This window comes from Mesorhizobium sp. M4A.F.Ca.ET.022.05.2.1, from assembly GCF_003998845.1.
In the GTDB taxonomy this organism is placed as follows: domain Bacteria; phylum Pseudomonadota; class Alphaproteobacteria; order Rhizobiales; family Rhizobiaceae; genus Mesorhizobium.
This window is the reverse complement of record NZ_RZOJ01000696.1, coordinates 1-1,522: the sequence shown is the minus strand read 5'-3', so window position 1 is coordinate 1,522 and position 1,522 is coordinate 1. Positions and strand designations below refer to the sequence as shown.

The window sequence follows — 1,522 nt, the reverse complement described above, 5'->3', positions numbered from 1 at the left end:
ATGCTGACATGGGGTAATTGCGGGCGATAGATTCTTCGCCGTCAATGATTCTCATGGAGGCCACCATGGACCAATTTGTTGGGTTAGACGTCTCGCAGGAGATGACCCACCTGTGCGTTATCGGCAGCGACGGTAAGCTTGTCTGGCAAGGAAAGTGCCTATCGACGCCAGAAGACATAGCCGGAAACATCAGATCCAAAGCACCCGATGTTTTGCGCATTGGGCTCGAAAGCGGTCCCCTGTCCACCTGGCACTGGCACGCGTTGAAGGCGATGGGGCTACCGGTGCTATGTCTTGATTCCCGCCATGCGCAGGCGACCATGAGTGGCCAGGTCAACAAGACCGACAAGAATGATGCATATGGATTGGCCCAGATCGTCAAGGCGGGCTGGTATCGGGAGGTCGGGGTAAAGAGTCTCGACAGCCACGCGGTCCGCTCGATGCTTGGAGCACGAGCTCAACTCGTCGGAATGCGGGTAGAGGTCACCAATCAGATCAGGGGCATTCTCAAAACTTTTGGCGTCGTTCTGTCAAGACGAACGGGCGAGCCGTTCGAACGGCTCGTGGATGAGGCGTGCGACAATAGCGACCCCATGCTCAATCAAACCGTGCGGTCGATGCTGTGCGTCCATTCCTGCCTGAAGGAGCAGATTCGGCAGCTTGACCGCCAACTGATGAGTCGTGCTCGAGGGAGTGCTGTGTGCCGGCAGCTTATGGCCATTCCTGGCGTGGGCGTCCTCACGGCCCTTGCGTTCGTGACAGCGGTCGATGATCCGTCCAAGTTTGCGAAATCCAGAAGCGTTGGCGCGTACTTCGGCCTGACACCGCGATGTTATCAGTCGGGTGAAATCGATCGCAACAGGGGCATCTCAAAATGCGGAGACGGTCTTGTCCGTACCTATTTATTTGAGGCCGCCGGCACGCTCCTGACAAGGGTCGAGAAGTGGTCGGCGCTCAAAGCCTGGGGCCTGCGGATCGCCAAGCGGAGCGGCTTGAAGAAGGCAAAGATCGCCGTCGCACGAAAGCTAGCAGTAGTCATGCACCGCATGTGGGTGGATGGCGTATCCTTCCGATGGTCGGCCGCTGAAGCGGAGGCAGTCGCATGAAGATGGAGGTGAACCCGAAGAAATCCGTCGCTCGACGGTAATCTTGTCCCTTGCCGGGACGAGCAGCGGCAAACCCGCCAGGAGCTATGCAGCGTTTCCATCGGAGCGGACTGCGTTGCTGACATTGGGAGCCGCAGCGTCCGATGCCATGCTGTGGCGAGCACTGTTCGACCACGAAGAGAACGCTGAAACCGGCAGGAGGCAGGTCATTCGTCCAAGGGCCAGTAGAAACTTTATCTGGCGGTCGACGAGTTGCTAGAACGATCCGCCAATGAAGGGCGTGAGCGGTTATTTAGGTCTGTGGATACGTCAGCACCGTAGGCTGACCGGCGAGGAGCTGCGTGAAGGTCACGCTGCACGTTCCGGATATCGGCAAGGCTAGAAAGCGGTTGACCCTGGGCTCGCAATTAGAGAAC

Annotated in this window: 1 protein-coding gene; it reads left to right on the top strand. The window is 58.1% G+C overall.

The features are described 5' to 3' along the window. Window positions 1-65: 65 nt before the first annotated feature. Window positions 66-1,106: an IS110 family transposase gene (locus EN745_RS34645; protein WP_127423306.1), complete on the top strand. Its 1,041-nt coding sequence runs from the start codon at window positions 66-68 to the stop codon at window positions 1,104-1,106. The last annotated feature ends 416 nt before the right edge of the window (window positions 1,107-1,522 follow it).